Below are 15,057 nucleotides of genomic sequence, written 5' to 3'. Positions count from 1 at the left end.
TAGGACTTGACATCGATCGCCGGCCGCTTCGCGCTAACATATGACGCTGAACTTGACGCGAACGTAAACGTCAAGTAACTCGCAATCCACACACGAGGAGACACGGCATGGAGATTCGCGATCAGGTATTCATCGTCACCGGCGGTGCGTCGGGACTGGGCGCCGGCACAGCACGCACGTTAGCGGAAGCCGGCGGCAAGGTGGTGATCGCAGACCTGAACGAAGCGGCCGGCACGGCGCTGGCGCAGGAACTGGGCGGTCGCTTCGTGCGCTGCGATGTCACGTCCGAAGCGGACGGGCAAGCCGTTGTGGAAGCCGCCACATCGCTGGGCACGCTGCGCGGGCTGGTGAACTGCGCAGGGATTGCAACGGCCTCGCGCACGGTGGGCAAGACGGGGCCGCACCCGCTGGACCAGTTCGCGCGCGTGATCAACATCAACCTGATCGGCACGTTCAACATGATTCGCCTGGCCGCGACGGCCATGGCCGGCAACACACCCAACGCCGGCGGCGAGCGCGGCGTGATCATCAACACGGCATCGGTGGCTGCGTTTGACGGGCAGATTGGCCAGGCGGCCTACGCGGCGTCCAAGGGCGGCGTGGTGGCGATGACGCTGGCAATTGCACGTGACCTGTCGCGTGACGGCATCCGCGTGATGACGATTGCGCCGGGCATTTTCGAAACGCCGATGCTGCTCGGCATGCCGGCCGAAGTGCAGGACGCGCTGGGCAAGATGGTGCCGTTCCCACCGCGCCTGGGTAAGCCGTCGGAATATGCGCAGCTCGCGCGTGCGATCGTTGAGAACCCGATGCTCAATGGTGAGACCATCCGCCTGGATGGCGCCATCCGCATGCAGCCGAAATAAGCGTGTAATCAGGTCATGAGGCGGCGGGCAGCGCCATCCGGCGAATCATCTGCCACGCCGCTTCGGCCGCCGGAGACAACGACCGGTCATGCCGCCGCGCCAGCACGATCGCGCGCGTTTCCTTAGGCGACAACGGTACCGCGACCAAAGGCGACGAAGACGGCAGCGGCAACGATAGCGATGGCACCACGCCCGCGCCGATACCAGCTTCCACCATGCCGAATACGGCGCTGCTGTGACCCATCTCCTGCGCAACGTCCGGGTGAACGCCGTGGCGCAGGAAAATGCGGTCGATGAGCGGGCGGCTGCCCGAAGCATGGTCGAGCAGGACGACCGCCGTCCGATGCAGATCTTTCCAGCGCACACTGCTGCGCTGCGCGAACGGGTGATCCTTGCGACAGACGAGGCAGAAAGGATCGATCAGCAGTGGCTCGGTCCACAGGCCTTCGGTATCGAGGGGTTCCACCACCACCCCAAAATCGGCTCCGCCTGTGCGGATCAATTGCAGCGTGTCGACCTGCACGGAGTCACGCACGATCATGCGGATGTCTGGATAGCGCACCGCGCACTCCGCCACGTAGACCGGCATCAACCGGGTCGACACGGTCGGACTGGACGCCACGACAACGCGGCCGCGCCGCTGCTCGCTCACCTGTCGCGCCTGTTGCAACGTGTCGTCCAGATCAGCGACGAGGCGATCCAGCGCCGTCGCCAGCGAGCGGCCCACTTCCGTCAGCACGACTTCGCGGGTGGTGCGATCGAGCAGCTTCAAGCCCAGTTCGCCTTCCAGCTCGGAGATCGAGCGGCTCACGGCCGGCTGGGTCAGGCCGATGGTGTCGCCCGCCCGGCTGAAGCTGTGCGCGCGTGCCACCGCGAGAAAGACGCGCAACTGGCGCAACGTCACATTCATGCTGATAGCGTATGAATTGATTTGATCAATGCATTTGTATTCTAGATAGGGATGTTGTGCAATAGCGGCTATCCCGCCATCCAACCGCGCCGTCATGTAATGGTGACCGCGTACGCACATGAAGATTCCGCTGTTGTCTCCGTTGTTGTCCCAGATCGATGGGTTTATCCGCGCCATGCTTGTGATGGTCGCGCTCGCCCTGTTCTTCCCCGCGCTTGGCGCGAGCGATGGGCCGCTGCGACTCGACATCGTCACCATCGTCGGCGTATCGCTGGTGTTCTTCCTGCTCGGCGCGGCACTCTCCCGCGAGAAGATCGTCGAAGGCGCGCGCAACTGGCGCCTGCATCTGTTCGTGCAGAGCTGCACCTTCATCCTGTTTCCGCTGATCGGCGCGGTCATCCTGTTTGCGTGCAAGCCGTTCATTCCGGCTGAGCTGCTGCTGGGCGTGTTCTATCTGTGCGCGCTGCCATCCACGGTGTCGTCGTCGGTGGCGATGACAGCCATGGCCAAGGGGAACGTACCGGCCGCCATCTTCAACGCGACCATCTCGGGCCTGATCGGCATGATCGCCACCCCGCTGCTGATGAGCTTTGTGATCCAGGCGTCGGGCGCGGACCTGTCGGTGGGCAAGGCGCTGCTGGGCGTGGCAGAACAACTGCTGCTGCCGTTCGTGCTGGGTCAGTTGCTGCGCCCGGTGCTCGGCGGCTTCATCAACAAGCACAAGGCGATCATCAGCAAGGTCGACCGCGCGGTGATCCTGCTGATCGTGTTCAACTCGTTTGCCGATTCGACGCACGCAGGGGTGTGGTCGAAGTATCCGTGGGAGACCATCGTGGCGGTGGCCGTCATGAGCAGCGCGCTGCTGTTCGTCGTCCTGGGTGCGACGACATGGCTGTCGCGACGCGCGGGCTTCAACCTTGCCGACGAAATCACCGCCGTGTTCTGCGGCTCGAAGAAGAGCCTGGCGAACGGCGTGCCGATGGGGAAGATCCTGTTTGCCGGCAACTCCGCGCTCGGCCTGATTGTGCTGCCGCTGATGATCTATCACCAGTTGCAGCTGATTGTGTGCTCGACGCTCGCGCGCAGGTATGCGGATCGCGTGGCCCACGCCGAGGCCAGAGCAACTGCCCCGGCGAGCCGCGTGGCTTGATCAAGGCAAGCGCGTCAGATTTTCGAATTCCGCTTCTGGCCAGTGGTAGGTGCGCACCCAAGCGTGCCCGCCATCGGCCGTCTCCAGCCAGTCGCGGCTGACCGACACACCGGCCAGGGCTTCGTAGAAGCCGATCGCGGCGGTGTTCGCCTCGTACACCAGCAGATGTAACTGTGTGATGCCCTGAGACGCGGCCCAGCGCGCCGCTTTGCCCATCAGGCACTTGCCGACACCATGGCCGCGTGACGCCGGCAGCAGATGCAGGTTGTCGACGAGCGCGCCCCATGGCGTATTGTCTTCACGCATGGCGCAGAGGAAACCGATGGTCTCGCCATCCAGATCGGCACACCACACGTATTGCCCGGCCACGGGTGCAGTCATGCGTTCGTGCCACTTCGCGTGCATCTCTGCGTTGGCCACGCCGTCGAGATACGCGTCGGACAGGACCCCGAGCCCGCGATACGCGGTCTGCCAGCTTCGCGTGTGGATGTCGGCGATGGTGCTGGCGTCAGACGCACCGCCTTCGCGTAGCACAAGCGTCGTCATGCGTCAGACGCCCGGGTTGCGCGACAATGGCGGGTTCTTGGCAAAGTAGGCGCGAATACCGCGCAGGATCGCCTCGGCAAGCTGGTTCTGGTGCCCCAGGTCGTTGAGCTTGGCTTCTTCTTCCGGGTTGGAGATGAAGGCCGTCTCGACGAGGATCGACGGAATGTCGGGCGCCTTGAGCACCGCAAAGCCCGCCTGCTCCACCTGCCCCTTGTGCAGCCGGTTGATGCCGCCGATCTGGTCCAGCACGGCCTTGCCGACCTTCATGCTGTCGCCGATCTGGGCGGTGGTCGACAAATCCAACAGCACGCGCGTGACCTGGGCGTCTTTCGAGCCGAGATTGGCACCGCCGATCATGTCGGCGGCGTTTTCCTTGTTGGCGAGCCACTTGGCCTGCGCGCTGGAGGCGCCGCGATCCGAAAGCACGAACACCGAGGCACCGCGCGCTTCCGGGGTGACGAACGCATCGGCGTGGATGGAGACGAACAGGTCCGCCTGCACGCGGCGCGCCTTCTGCACACGCACGCCCAGCGGGACGAAGTAGTCGGAATCGCGCGTCATCATGGCGCGCATGTTGGGCTGGGCGTCGATCTTGGCCTTGAGCATGCGAGCGATCGACAGCACCACGTCTTTCTCGTGCGTGCCGGCGCCGCCCGTGGCGCCCGGGTCTTCGCCGCCATGGCCGGGGTCGATGGCGACCGTAAGCAGGCGGCGCATGCGCGGGCCGCTCGACGGCGCACGCGGCACGGGTTGCTCGGGAAGGATCTCCTGCGGCGGCGTGTTCGGCGCGTTGGCGAGCGTCGATGGAGGATTCGTCGACGTGGGAGGCGGCGCCTTGCGAGGCGGTGTGCGGCTGGCAAGTGCCGGAGGTTGCGGCTCTTCGATCGCTGGCTTGGTAGGGCTTGCGCTGCTGTCGCGGCGTGCCAGCGCGGCGATCGGATCATCGTCATCCGACGGCGCCGGCATGGGCGTGCCGCCGGACGCAGCAAAGCGCTCCTGCTTGCCCTCGGTGGCCTGCACGAGCTGCATCAGCGGGTCGGGCGGGTTGGTCGGGTACAGGTCGAACACCAGCCGGTTCCGATAGCCGGCAATCGGCAGCAGCGTGAACACCTGTGGGTTGACGCTTTCCTTCAGGTCGAACACCAGACGCACGACGCTCGGCCGGTTCTGACCCACGCGCACCTGGCGGATGTACGGATCGTTCGGCGCGATCTTGGCGACCAGCTCGCGCAAGGTCGGGTTCAGTTCGAGCCCGTCGATGTCGACCATCAGCCGATCCGGGTCCTTGATGAGCTGATGCGTGGCCTTGAGCGCGACGTCGGATTCGATCGTCACGCGTGTGTAGTCCTCGGCGGGCCACACGCGTACGGCGACGATGTTGGCGCCGCGCGCAATCTGCGGGCCCACCAGGCTCAGGATGACCGTGCCTGCGCCAGCCTTGGCCATGCGCGAGAGCCATTGGCGGCGGGCCTGGCTCGGCAGGTGGGGATCATCCGGTTGGTCGGTCGGCAGATGCTTGATCAGCATGGGAACAGGTGTTGCAACGACTGTAGAAGTTGAAGGCCGGTCTGTGTGCGTGCGCTCAGACGTGCGGCGCGCGGTGCATGCTCAACGCCGTCATCGTAGGTTTCGTGCACAACGTCGACCGATAAAGCGATGTGCAAGTCAGGCGTGCCCAGCAGCGCCTGCGCCTTCTCTGGCCATTCGACGAGACACAGCGCGGGTTCGGCAAAGCAATCGCGGAAGCCGGCGTCGGTCCACTCTTCCGGATCGGCAAAGCGATACAGATCGAAGTGATAGACCTTCTGCGTGCCCGTAGTTCCGGCAACGTCGTACGGCTCGACCAGCGTGTAGGTGGGGCTGCGCACGCGCCCGGTGTGTCCGAGGCCGCGCAGGATGGCGCGCGACAGCGTCGTCTTGCCCGCGCCCAGATCGCCGGAAAGCTGCACCTGCACGGGCCGCGCGCCCAATGCCCGCACGGCCTGCGCGAGCGCCGCGCCAAAGGCCGACGTGGCCGCTTCATCGGTGAGCGAAAGCGTGCGCTCGGCGAGCGGAGGGGTCAGACCAGAAGGCGCGTCAGCAGGGAGCACGGTGGGCATTGCGTACAATTTGGACATGTCCGCCACCCCCACGTCATCGCCCGAAACGAACCTGCATGCACGCCTGCCAGCCGATGCGGCCGGCATGCACGCGCTTGTCGCGCAGATTCGCTCCTGGGGTGCCGAACTCGGTTTCGATGCGGTCCGCATCGCCGATGTCGACCTGTCGCACGCTGAAGAAGGGCTCCAGACGTGGCTTGAGCAGGGGTTTTACGGTGACATGGATTATATGGCGAACCATGGCATGCTCCGCGCGCGCCCGGCTGAACTTGTTGCCGGAACGGTACGCGCCATCGTCGCGCGGATGCCGTATCTGCCACATCTGGCCGATCCGCAAACACCCGGCAGCGACTGGCGCACCATCGAGTGGGACCGCCTGCGCCGCCCTGAAGACGCCACCATCTCGCTCTACGCCCGGGGCCGCGACTATCACAAGGTGCTGCGCCAACGCCTGCAGAAGCTGGCGGAAAAAATTGCCGGTGCCATCGGGCCGTACGGCTTTCGCGTGTTCACCGATTCGGCACCGGTGCTGGAAGTCGCGCTCGCCACCAACGGCGGCCTGGGCTGGCGCGGCAAACACACGCTGCTGCTCGACCGCGATGCGGGCTCGATGTTCTTTCTCGGAGAAATCCTCGTCGACCTCCCGTTTCCCGTTGATCCGCCCGTGGAGCCCCACTGCGGCAATTGCACGCGCTGCATCGACGTCTGCCCTACGCAGGCCATCGTCGCGCCATACACGGTGGATGCACGCCGTTGCATCTCGTATCTGACCATCGAGCATAAGGGGAGCATTCCGGTTGAGCTGCGCCCGGCGATGGGCAACCGCGTCTATGGCTGCGACGACTGCCAGCTCATCTGCCCGTGGAACAAGTTTGCCGTACCGGCCAACTTGGCGGACTTTGACGTGCGCAACGGACTGGACGCGGCTACGCTGGCTGAGCTGTTCAGCTGGACGGACACCGAATTCAACCAACGGCTCGAGGGCAGCCCCATCCGCCGCATCGGGCACGAGCGCTGGCTGCGCAACATTGCCGTGGCGATCGGCAACGCGCTGCGCGGGCCGCTGCTGGATACAACGCGCACGCTACTGATGGCCGCCCTGCATGAACGCGCTGATCACGCGTCGGAACTCGTGCGTGAACACGTCGCATGGGCGCTCGCCCAATGACGTGAGCACTCCCTGTGGCGCAACGTACCAGTGCATCAACACTGTGACGCGTGGTTAATCTGTTTTTTACGCTGCTTGCAGATTGTTTTAAAAACAAAACAATACGCGGCTAGCACAAACCCATGAATGCCGCTTAATGCTGGTACAGGCAGGCCCTTATACCGCCTAGTACGCAAACGCTTGCGCATCAGGGCAGACACCAATTGTTTCTCAATAAAATATCGGGAAAATGGCGGCCTAATCCTAAACCGCTCACATCGATGTTTTCCGCTCTTGTTGATCTCCATTGCGCATTGCAGGCTGCAATCCGTGTCCGCTCATCCTGGATTGCACGCGCGTGGCGCGACGGCATCCTTGGCGCATTGCTCTGCGCCGCGTGTGTGAGCCCGGCATGGTCCACGGTGAACGTCGAGGGGGTGCCCTTCGACGACGCCGCGCGCGTGGCCGGCCGTGAACTGCTGCTCAACGGTACGGGCCTGCGTTCGGTGTTCGTTATCAAAGGCTATGTCGCGGGTCTGTATCTGCCCGAGCGCGCAAAGAACGCGGCCGTCGTCCTCGGCATGAAAGGCCCGAAGCGGTTGCAGATTCATCCGTTGCGCAATGTGGGCGCCGACACGTTCATCCACGCATTGAACGACGGCATCCATCGCAACCAGACCGAAATTCAAATGCAGAAGCTCGCCGACCGGCTAACGCAGCTGGAAGACGCGATGCGCCAGATCGGCTCCACCAAGCGCGGCGACACCATCAACTTCGACTATGCCCCCGATGCTGGCACCACCATCAGCATCAATGGCGTGGCGCGCACCAAGGCCATCCCCGGCGAAGATTTCTACCAGGCCGTGCTCAGCATCTTCATCGGCAACAGCCCGGTGGACCGCGAGCTGAAAAACGGCTTGCTCGGAAGCTGACAGCCTGACGATCGGCTTTTCAGGGTTTCCCCGGTCGCCGCGTGGTTGGCGTTTGCAGTTGTGCTATTCAGCAGATTCCTACAAGAACGCAGAACGCGCACCAAGCCACAAGGAGGATGACGATGCCCAAGAGACGACTGATCGCAAGTCTGGTCGGCGCCGCAGGCATGGCGTTGTGCGGCCCGGCACTGGCCGACAACTACCCCGCCAAGCCGCTCAAGCTGATCATTCCATTTCCGCCGGGCGGCACGACCGACATCGTCGGGCGCAGCGTGGCCGATCAGCTTTCCAAGGTGCTGGGCCAGGCCGTGGTGGTGGAAAACAAGGGCGGCGGCGGCGGTTCGATCGGCGCAGATGCCATCGCCAAGGCGGCGCCGGACGGCTACACGATCGGCATCGCCACCGTCTCCACGCATGCCGTCAACCCAGCGTGCAACCCGAAGCTTTCGTACGACCCGCTCAAGGATTTCAAGCCGATCACCAATCTGGCCACGGTGGCCAACGTGATTGCGGTCAACCCGACCTTTCCGGCCAAGAACTACAAGGAATTTGTCGCGGCGCTGACGGCCAACCCCGGCAAATATTCGTTCGCGACATCCGGCACCTGCGGCATCGGCCACATGCTGGGGGAAGCGTTCAAGGTGCTAACCAAAACGCAGATGGTCCACGTGCCGTATCGCGGTGCGGGCCCGGCGCTGAACGACGTGCTGGCCAACCAGGTGCCGATCATGGTCGACAACCTGCCCTCGTCGATGCAGTTCATCAAGAGCGGCAAGCTGCGGCCGATCGTGGTGGCGTGGAACAAGCGCATCGATAGCCTGCCCGACGTGCCGACCTTTGCCGAAGTCGGCCTGAAAGATGCAAACGACCCTGCGTGGTACGGACTCGTCGCGCCGGCCGGCACGCCGGACGAGGTCATTCGCAAGCTCAACGAAGCTTCGGTCAAGGCGCTGAAAGAGCCGGGCCTGGTCGATCGATTTCGCGGCGCCGGTGCCGAGCCTGTGGGCAACACGCCGCAGCAATACACGGCCGAAATCAAGCGCGAATTCGAAAAGATGCGCACCCTCGTCAAGCAGCAGAACATCAAGCTGGAGCAGTAACGCTGCCCGCCCGGGGGCCTGTGCTAGATTCGCAGGATTGTTTTCAGCGCCGGCCTCCGTCATGCCATCCCCTTTCGACGCCGTTCTCGAAGCGCCCTTCGGCAAGCTGGGCGTGCGCGTGGCCAACGGTGCGCTGCGCGAACTCGCTTATCTGCCCGAAAGTACGCCGACTGTCGATTCATCCGACGCGTTGATCGCCAGGCTGGCTCGCCAGCTCGACGCGTACTATAGCGAAGCGCGCGCGACATTCGACATCCCGCTCGCACCCGCCGGCACAGATTTCCAGCTCCGCGTGTGGCAGGCCATCAGCGCCATTCCGTGCGGCAGCGTCATCACCTACGGCACCATCGCGCAACAGATCGGCAGCGTGCCACGCGCGGTCGGACAGGCATGCGGCGACAACTGGTTCCCCATCCTCATCCCCTGCCACCGCGTGGTGAGCGCGTCCGGCATCGGCGGGTTTTCGCACCACACCGATGGCTACCTGCTGAACATCAAGCACTGGCTGCTGCGCCACGAAGGCGTGATGCTGATATGAGAGCGGCTGCATTAAAAGACGCAGAGGCCCCCGCCCTGCCGCCGCAGAGCGCAGACGCCATCCAGCGCTTCTGCGACGCACTGTGGCTGGAGGACGGCCTCGCCCGCAATACGCTGGATGCGTACCGGCGCGACTTGACGCTCTACGCGCACTGGCTGGCCGCGCGCGGCAAGTCCATCGCCGAAACCGAAGACGGCGACCTGGCCGATTACTTCGCCGCACGCCATGCCGAGAGCCGTGCATCGTCGGCCAACCGGCGCCGCACCGTCTTCAAGCGCTTCTTCCAGTGGGCGCTGCGCGAGCACGTGGTGAGCACCGATCCGTCGCGCCTGCTGCCGACGGCCAAGCAGCCGCCCCGCTTTCCGAAGACGCTGTCCGAAACCCAAGTCGAGGCGCTCATCAACGCGCCGGATGTCGACACGCCGCTCGGCCTGCGCGACCGCGCGATGATCGAGCTGATGTATGCGAGCGGGCTGCGCGTGTCGGAAATCGTCGCGCTGAAAACGGTGGAAGTCGGCCTGAACGAAGGCGTGGTGCGTGTGGTCGGCGGCAAGGGCGGCAAGGACCGCCTGGTGCCGTTCGGCGCCGAAGCGGGCGACTGGCTGCGGCGCTATTTACGCGATGGCCGCACGGCGCTGCTGGGCGAACGTACGGCTGACGCGCTGTTCGTGACCGCGCGCGGCGAAGGCATGACGCGCCAGGCGTTCTGGTACCTCATCAAACGCTATGCGCTGCTCGCCGATATCCACGCCCCGTTGTCTCCGCATACGTTGCGGCACGCGTTTGCCACGCACCTGCTAAACCACGGCGCAGACTTGCGCGTCGTGCAGATGCTGCTCGGCCACGCGGATATTTCCACCACGCAGATCTACACCCACGTCGCACGCGAGCGGCTGCGCACACTCCATGCGCAGCACCATCCACGCGGATAGCGACCGTTCTTCACTGCCCCGTATGAGCAAGTCAAAGCACGTTTCCGAGACGCCCGCCACCCAGTATCTCAAGGCGCATGGCGTGGTGTTTGCCGAACACACCTACGACTATGTCGACAAGGGCGGCACAACAGAGTCGTCGCGCCAGTTGGGCGTGGACGAGCACCACGTCATCAAGACGCTGGTGATGGAAGACGAGCACGCCAAGCCGCTGATCGTGCTGATGCACGGCGATTGTTCGGTCTCGACCAAGAACCTCGCACGCCAGACCGGCCGCAAGTCCGTACAGCCCTGCAAGCCCGAAGTGGCGCAGCGGCACAGCGGCTATCTCGTCGGCGGCACGTCCCCATTTGGGGTGCGCAAGGCGATGCCGGTGTATGTGGAGGCGAGCGTGCTGGAGCTTGAGCGCATCTACATCAACGGCGGCAGGCGGGGCTTTCTCGTGAGCCTCGCACCGAGCGTGCTGACGACCGTGCTGAACGCGCAGCCCGTCAACTGTGCAAACCCCGATTGAAACGAGCGCGGCGGCTGGGGCAACCTATGCGGCACGCTACAATCCCGCAGCCTGATTTCATCGATTTCCTATGTCTCCAGTCGTCGCAACCGTCATTTTTGCCCTGGCCGCCTACCTGATCGGCTCGATCTCGTTCGCCGTGGTGGTCAGCCGCGCGATGGGTCTGGCAGACCCGCGTACCTACGGCTCGGGCAACCCCGGCGCCACCAACGTGCTGCGCTCCGGCAATAAGAAGGCGGCCATCCTCACGCTGCTCGGCGACGCAGCCAAGGGCTGGCTGGCGGTGTGGCTGGCACAATGGTTGGCGCCGCGCTTTGGCGTGGGCGAGACCGGCATCGCGCTGGTGGTGATCGCCGTGTTCCTGGGCCACCTGTTTCCGGTGTTCCACCGCTTTGAGGGCGGCAAGGGTGTGGCCACGGCAGCAGGCATCCTGCTGGCGTTGAACGTGTGGCTGGGGCTGGCCACGCTGGCAACGTGGCTCATCATCGCCGTGTTCTTCCGTTATTCGTCGCTGGCGGCGCTGGTGTCGGCGGTGTTCGCGCCGTTCTTCTATGTGTTGATGAACGGCTTCGACTGGATTGCCGGCGCGGTTGCGCTGATGGCCGTGCTGCTCATCGCGCGCCACCGCGCCAATATCGCCAAGCTGCTCGCCGGCAAGGAAAGCCGCATCGGCGAGAAAAAGAAAACAGCTTAATTTCGCAGCTCGGCGCGCACCGAATGCGCGCGCCGATGTGCTCCCGGCGGCCGCCCCGTATGCCGCCGGATCAGTCGCCGAAAGGCGGACATGTCCTGATAGCCGCACTGCTCGGCAATCGTCGTCAGGCTCAGCGTGCTGACTTCCAGCAAGTGACACGCGCGCTCCACACGCAGCCGGTGCAGCAATTGCAGCGGCGACATCCCCACGGTTTTCGTGAAATGACGCAGCAGCGTCCGCTCGCTGGTCGAGGCGGCTGCGGCGAGTCTTCCGAGGTCAAACGGTTCGTGCAGATGCTGCTGCAGGTATCGCCGCGCACGCAGCACGACGCTGTCGCGAATGGCCGGTTTGCTGCGCAGCCATATGCCGATGGCCTCGCCGCGCGACGGGTGGTCGAGCGCCGTATTGCCCAGTGTGCGCGCGAGCCGCGCATCCGCCAATCGCGCAACCACGCGATGCATGAGCGCCACGCCATGTTCCATCGCCCGCGCGGTGATGACGTTGCCGCTGCTGACAATGGCCTGTGCCGGCACGACCTTCAGACTGGGAAAATTGCCCTGCACCCACCCGGCAATCAGCCACGTGACGGTCAGGCGCTGGCCGGGCGGCAATACGTCGGCCAACATCGCCACCCCCGTGAACGGCGACGCCACGAGCCGCCCGGCCTGCAGATAACGGCGGATGGTGGAGCGCTCCGCGTCCAGCAGGGCCAGACGCTGCTCCAGCGTGCCGATGTGATCGAAATGCAGCGGGGGGACGATCAACGCGTCACCCAACTGCACGTCGTCTTGCGGTAGGGCCTCCCAACTGCAAGCGAGCGTCTCTGCAGCCGCCTGCCAACGCGCCGGGTCCCGCGCGACGAGCCGCCAGCCGAACACCGGCGTCTTGGCGGCATTGGCGCGCTTGCCGGCCTGCATGGAAGCCAGCGCATTGGCCACGCCAAGCGTGTCGGAAGCCGTGGCCAGCATAGAGAAACCAGCGTCAGGGAAAGTCAGCAAGTCGATTTTCGGCATGCCGCAGTATAGGTCCGGGCGGCAATACGCGTGGCGATATTGCCTCGAATTCTGGCGGGAATACCTCTTTCGAATCGGACCCGCCCGATTGACGATGCCGCGGTGGCTGCGCACTGACGCAACCGCCCATAACAACATCGACATCAGGAGACAACGCACGATGCAGCGATTCATGCAGGGATTCGCACTGCGCAGAGCGCTTGCCACGGCCGCACTTGCGGCGCTGGCCGGCTGCGCCAGCACAGACAGCGGCTGGACAACGCCTTCGGACACCGGCCTTTCCGCCGAAATCAGCCGCACCCGCTTCGGCATTCCCCACGTCCGCGCCAACGATTACGCCAGCCTCGGCTTCGGCATGGCCTACGCCTATGCGCAGGACAACATCTGCCTGCTGGCCGACCAGGTCGTCACCGTCAACGGCGAGCGGTCGAAGACGTTCGGGCCGGACGGCACGGTCGTGGTGTCGTTCAAGCCGGTACCGAACACGCAAGCCGACGCCTTCTTCAAGGGCGCATTCGACGAAGCTGGCTTGCGCGCCGGCTATGCACAGATGTCACCTGAAGCGCGCGAGCTGCTGCGCGGCTATATCGCGGGCTACAACCGCTATCTAAAAGACACGCCGGCCGCAAGCCGCCCGGCCGCCTGCCGCAATGCCGACTGGGTGCGCCCGCTTACGGTGGCCGACATGATGTTGATGGGCGAAGAAAAGGCCATCCAGGCAAGCGCGGGCGCCATGCTGCAAAGCATCGTCGCCGCGCAGCCGCCGGGCGGTGCGCCCGCCTCCGCGGTCATTCCGCCGCATGCCGTCGACACCGCCGCGCTCGACCGCGAGCTGCAACTGCGCGACATGCCGATCGGCTCCAACGGCTGGGCCTTCGGCAAGGCCGCCACGGGCAACGGTCGCGGTGTGCTGCTCGGCAACCCGCACTTCCCGTGGACGACCACCAATCGCTTCTACCAGGTCCACCTGACCGTGCCCGGCAAGCTGGACGTGATGGGCGCGTCGATTGCCGCCTTCCCCGTCGTCAGCATCGGCTTCAACAAAGACGTGGCGTGGACGCACACCGTTTCCACGGGCCGCCGCTTCACGCTGTTCGAGCTGAAGCTGGCCGAGAACGACCCGACCACCTACCTGATCGACGGCAAGCCGCACAAGATGACCACGCGCACCGTGGCCTTTGACGTGAAGCTGCCGGACGGCCGCCTCGAGCGCCGCACCCACACCTTCTACAACACGGTGTACGGCCCCGTGCTGTCGATGCCCGCCGGTGGCATGCCGTGGACGTCGCAGAAGGCCTACACGCTTCGCGACGCCAATCGCAACAACACGCGTTCCATCGATACGTGGCTGCATATCGCACAGGCCACGGACGTGGCGGGCATCCGGCAGGCCATCGGCAACCTCGGCATTCCGTGGGTGAACACGATTGCCACCGACCGCAACGGCCGCGCGCTGTTTGCCGATGTGTCGACCACGCCGGATGTATCGGCTGAAGCCCTCAAGCGTTGCGCGCCGTCGCCGCTGGCGGACAAGCTCTTCAAGGGCGCGGGGCTGGTGCTGCTCGACGGCTCACGCAGTGCGTGCGACTGGCAGGTCGATCCGGCCTCGCCCGTGCCGGGCCTCGTGGCGCCAGCGCGCATGCCGGTGCTCGAACGCGATGACTACGTCGCCAACAGCAACGACAGCTCGTGGCTGACCAACCCGGCGCAGAGGCTGACCGGCTTCTCGCCGGTGATGGGTTCGACCGACGTGCCGCAACGCCTGCGCACCCGCATCGGCATCATCGAAATCGAGCGCCGCCTGAACGGCACCGACGGGCTGCCCGGCAACAAGGTCGATGTGCCGAACCTGCAGGCGATGATCTTCCGCGACGCAAACCTCGCCGGCCACCTCGTGCGCGACGATCTGCTGGCCGCCTGCAAAGGCACGTCCGATCTCGACGCCGATGTACGCGACGGCTGCGCCGCCCTGGCGCAATGGAACCTCACGGACAACGTCGACGCGCGCGCTGCGCACCTGTTCCGCGAGTTCTGGATGCGCGCCAAGGACATCCCGCACGTCCATGCGATCGACTTCAACCCGGCGGATCCTGTCCACACGCCGCGCAGCCTGCGCATGAGCGATGCAGCCGTACGCACGGCCGTGTTCAAAGCGTTGAAGGATGCCGTGGGCGCCGTCCGCACGGCCGGCTTTGCGCTCGATGCGCCGTTGAGCGCTGTGCAGGCGGCACACGCGCCCGGCGGGGACATCGCCCTGCACGGCGGGGAGGAGTACGAAGGCGTGCTGAACAAGCTGCAGAGCATGCCGATCGGACCGAAAGGCTTGCAGGTGTATTTCGGCACGAGCTACATCCAGACCGTCACGTTCGACGATCAGGGCCCCGTGGCCGATGCGCTTCTGACCTACGGTGAATCGACCGATCCGGCCTCACCGCATGCGTTCGACCAGATGCGCGAGTTCTCGGCCAAGCGCTGGAACCGGTTGCCGTTTTCAGAAGCCGCCATCGCCGCCGATCCGGCACTGAAGGTGACCAAGCTGTCGCAGTGATCTTTTTGCCGCTGCAAACGCAAACGCAAACGCCCCGCTCGTGCGGGGCGTTTTGCCTGGAAGCGTGG

15 protein-coding genes are annotated in these 15,057 nt (G+C 64.9%); 10 read left to right on the top strand and 5 right to left on the bottom strand.

Going from position 1 to position 15,057, the window contains the following annotated elements; genetic code table 11:
* The first annotated feature begins 107 nt into the window (after nucleotides 1-107).
* Nucleotides 108-866, top strand: coding sequence for a 3-hydroxyacyl-CoA dehydrogenase (locus tag AAHM38_RS06050; protein WP_116575667.1), 759 nt, complete (start codon nucleotides 108-110; stop codon nucleotides 864-866).
* A 13-nt stretch (nucleotides 867-879) separates the two neighbouring features.
* On the opposite strand, the gene AAHM38_RS06045 is transcribed toward AAHM38_RS06050, so the two are convergent.
* On the bottom strand, nucleotides 880-1,776 hold the full coding sequence (locus tag AAHM38_RS06045) for a LysR family transcriptional regulator (RefSeq protein WP_012762754.1): 897 nt from the start codon (nucleotides 1,774-1,776) through the stop codon (nucleotides 880-882).
* A gap of 118 nt (nucleotides 1,777-1,894) precedes the next feature.
* Between AAHM38_RS06045 and AAHM38_RS06040 the strand changes: the two genes are divergently transcribed.
* Nucleotides 1,895-2,926, top strand: a complete 1,032-nt coding sequence (locus AAHM38_RS06040) for a bile acid:sodium symporter family protein (protein ID WP_116575666.1) — start codon at nucleotides 1,895-1,897, stop codon at nucleotides 2,924-2,926.
* Here the strand turns inward: AAHM38_RS06040 and AAHM38_RS06035 are convergent, their stop codons facing one another.
* From AAHM38_RS06035 to tsaE, 3 genes are read right to left on the bottom strand one after another with little or no spacing between them, the layout of a single operon-like run.
* The gene (locus AAHM38_RS06035; RefSeq protein ID WP_116575665.1) at nucleotides 2,927-3,472 is read right to left on the bottom strand and encodes a GNAT family N-acetyltransferase; all 546 of its coding nucleotides are present in this window, start codon (nucleotides 3,470-3,472) and stop codon (nucleotides 2,927-2,929) included. It abuts the gene before it with no gap.
* Between the two features lie 3 nt (nucleotides 3,473-3,475).
* Nucleotides 3,476-4,999 (bottom strand): N-acetylmuramoyl-L-alanine amidase, encoded by a 1,524-nt coding sequence (locus AAHM38_RS06030; RefSeq protein WP_116575664.1) that lies wholly within the window; start codon nucleotides 4,997-4,999, stop codon nucleotides 3,476-3,478.
* Nucleotides 4,993-5,571 (bottom strand): tRNA (adenosine(37)-N6)-threonylcarbamoyltransferase complex ATPase subunit type 1 TsaE, encoded by a 579-nt coding sequence (gene tsaE / locus AAHM38_RS06025; protein ID WP_116575677.1) that lies wholly within the window; start codon nucleotides 5,569-5,571, stop codon nucleotides 4,993-4,995. Before tsaE ends, AAHM38_RS06030 begins: the two co-directional genes overlap by 7 nt.
* A 16-nt stretch (nucleotides 5,572-5,587) precedes the next feature.
* On the opposite strand from tsaE, the gene queG reads away from it, so the two are divergent.
* The 7 genes from queG (at nucleotide 5,588) to plsY (ending at nucleotide 11,428) form a co-directional block, all read left to right on the top strand.
* Complete coding sequence (gene queG, locus AAHM38_RS06020) at nucleotides 5,588-6,739, top strand: tRNA epoxyqueuosine(34) reductase QueG (RefSeq protein ID WP_116575663.1); 1,152 nt, start codon at nucleotides 5,588-5,590, stop codon at nucleotides 6,737-6,739.
* Nucleotides 6,740-6,999: 260 nt separating this feature from the next.
* On the top strand, nucleotides 7,000-7,650 hold the full coding sequence (locus AAHM38_RS06015) for a chalcone isomerase family protein (protein WP_116575662.1): 651 nt from the start codon (nucleotides 7,000-7,002) through the stop codon (nucleotides 7,648-7,650).
* A gap of 122 nt (nucleotides 7,651-7,772) precedes the next feature.
* A complete protein-coding gene (locus AAHM38_RS06010) occupies nucleotides 7,773-8,750 on the top strand; it encodes a tripartite tricarboxylate transporter substrate binding protein BugE (protein ID WP_116575676.1) in 978 nt (325 codons plus the stop codon).
* A gap of 61 nt (nucleotides 8,751-8,811) precedes the next feature.
* Nucleotides 8,812-9,288 (top strand): methylated-DNA--[protein]-cysteine S-methyltransferase, encoded by a 477-nt coding sequence (locus AAHM38_RS06005; protein ID WP_116575661.1) that lies wholly within the window; start codon nucleotides 8,812-8,814, stop codon nucleotides 9,286-9,288.
* Complete coding sequence (xerD, locus tag AAHM38_RS06000) at nucleotides 9,285-10,220, top strand: site-specific tyrosine recombinase XerD (protein ID WP_116575660.1); 936 nt, start codon at nucleotides 9,285-9,287, stop codon at nucleotides 10,218-10,220. The genes AAHM38_RS06005 and xerD overlap by 4 nt, the downstream gene beginning before the upstream one ends.
* Nucleotides 10,221-10,242: 22 nt before the next feature.
* Nucleotides 10,243-10,734 carry a Cys-tRNA(Pro) deacylase gene (gene ybaK, locus AAHM38_RS05995; RefSeq protein WP_116575675.1) on the top strand — a complete coding sequence of 164 codons (492 nt, stop codon included), beginning with the start codon at nucleotides 10,243-10,245 and terminating at the stop codon, nucleotides 10,732-10,734.
* Between the two features lie 70 nt (nucleotides 10,735-10,804).
* Complete coding sequence (gene plsY, locus AAHM38_RS05990; protein ID WP_116575659.1) at nucleotides 10,805-11,428, top strand: glycerol-3-phosphate 1-O-acyltransferase PlsY; 624 nt, start codon at nucleotides 10,805-10,807, stop codon at nucleotides 11,426-11,428.
* On the opposite strand, the gene AAHM38_RS05985 is transcribed toward plsY, so the two are convergent.
* Nucleotides 11,425-12,441, bottom strand: coding sequence for a GlxA family transcriptional regulator (locus AAHM38_RS05985; RefSeq protein WP_116575658.1), 1,017 nt, complete (start codon nucleotides 12,439-12,441; stop codon nucleotides 11,425-11,427). The genes plsY and AAHM38_RS05985 overlap by 4 nt on opposite strands.
* A gap of 160 nt (nucleotides 12,442-12,601) precedes the next feature.
* Here AAHM38_RS05985 and AAHM38_RS05980 point away from each other — a divergent pair, with 160 nt between their 5' ends.
* The gene (locus AAHM38_RS05980; RefSeq protein ID WP_116575657.1) at nucleotides 12,602-14,989 is read left to right on the top strand and encodes an acylase; all 2,388 of its coding nucleotides are present in this window, start codon (nucleotides 12,602-12,604) and stop codon (nucleotides 14,987-14,989) included.
* The last annotated feature ends 68 nt before the right edge of the window (nucleotides 14,990-15,057 follow it).

The organism is Ralstonia sp. OTU4908 (assembly GCF_038440115.1).
Classification (GTDB): Bacteria; Pseudomonadota; Gammaproteobacteria; order Burkholderiales; family Burkholderiaceae; genus Ralstonia; species Ralstonia pickettii.
Note: the sequence above shows the minus strand (reverse complement) of the source record. Positions and strands in the feature narration are given on the sequence as shown.

Coding starts and splice junctions, on each gene's coding strand:
- AAHM38_RS06050 (WP_116575667.1), top strand. CDS start 108: ATGGAGATTCGCGATCAGGTATTCATCGTCACCGGCGGTGCGTCGGGA.
- AAHM38_RS06045 (WP_012762754.1), bottom strand. CDS start 1,776: ATGAATGTGACGTTGCGCCAGTTGCGCGTCTTTCTCGCGGTGGCACGC.
- AAHM38_RS06040 (WP_116575666.1), top strand. CDS start 1,895: ATGAAGATTCCGCTGTTGTCTCCGTTGTTGTCCCAGATCGATGGGTTT.
- AAHM38_RS06035 (WP_116575665.1), bottom strand. CDS start 3,472: ATGACGACGCTTGTGCTACGCGAAGGCGGTGCGTCTGACGCCAGCACC.
- AAHM38_RS06030 (WP_116575664.1), bottom strand. CDS start 4,999: ATGCTGATCAAGCATCTGCCGACCGACCAACCGGATGATCCCCACCTG.
- tsaE (WP_116575677.1), bottom strand. CDS start 5,571: ATGCCCACCGTGCTCCCTGCTGACGCGCCTTCTGGTCTGACCCCTCCG.
- queG (WP_116575663.1), top strand. CDS start 5,588: ATGTCCGCCACCCCCACGTCATCGCCCGAAACGAACCTGCATGCACGC.
- AAHM38_RS06015 (WP_116575662.1), top strand. CDS start 7,000: ATGTTTTCCGCTCTTGTTGATCTCCATTGCGCATTGCAGGCTGCAATC.
- AAHM38_RS06010 (WP_116575676.1), top strand. CDS start 7,773: ATGCCCAAGAGACGACTGATCGCAAGTCTGGTCGGCGCCGCAGGCATG.
- AAHM38_RS06005 (WP_116575661.1), top strand. CDS start 8,812: ATGCCATCCCCTTTCGACGCCGTTCTCGAAGCGCCCTTCGGCAAGCTG.
- xerD (WP_116575660.1), top strand. CDS start 9,285: ATGAGAGCGGCTGCATTAAAAGACGCAGAGGCCCCCGCCCTGCCGCCG.
- ybaK (WP_116575675.1), top strand. CDS start 10,243: ATGAGCAAGTCAAAGCACGTTTCCGAGACGCCCGCCACCCAGTATCTC.
- plsY (WP_116575659.1), top strand. CDS start 10,805: ATGTCTCCAGTCGTCGCAACCGTCATTTTTGCCCTGGCCGCCTACCTG.
- AAHM38_RS05985 (WP_116575658.1), bottom strand. CDS start 12,441: ATGCCGAAAATCGACTTGCTGACTTTCCCTGACGCTGGTTTCTCTATG.
- AAHM38_RS05980 (WP_116575657.1), top strand. CDS start 12,602: ATGCAGCGATTCATGCAGGGATTCGCACTGCGCAGAGCGCTTGCCACG.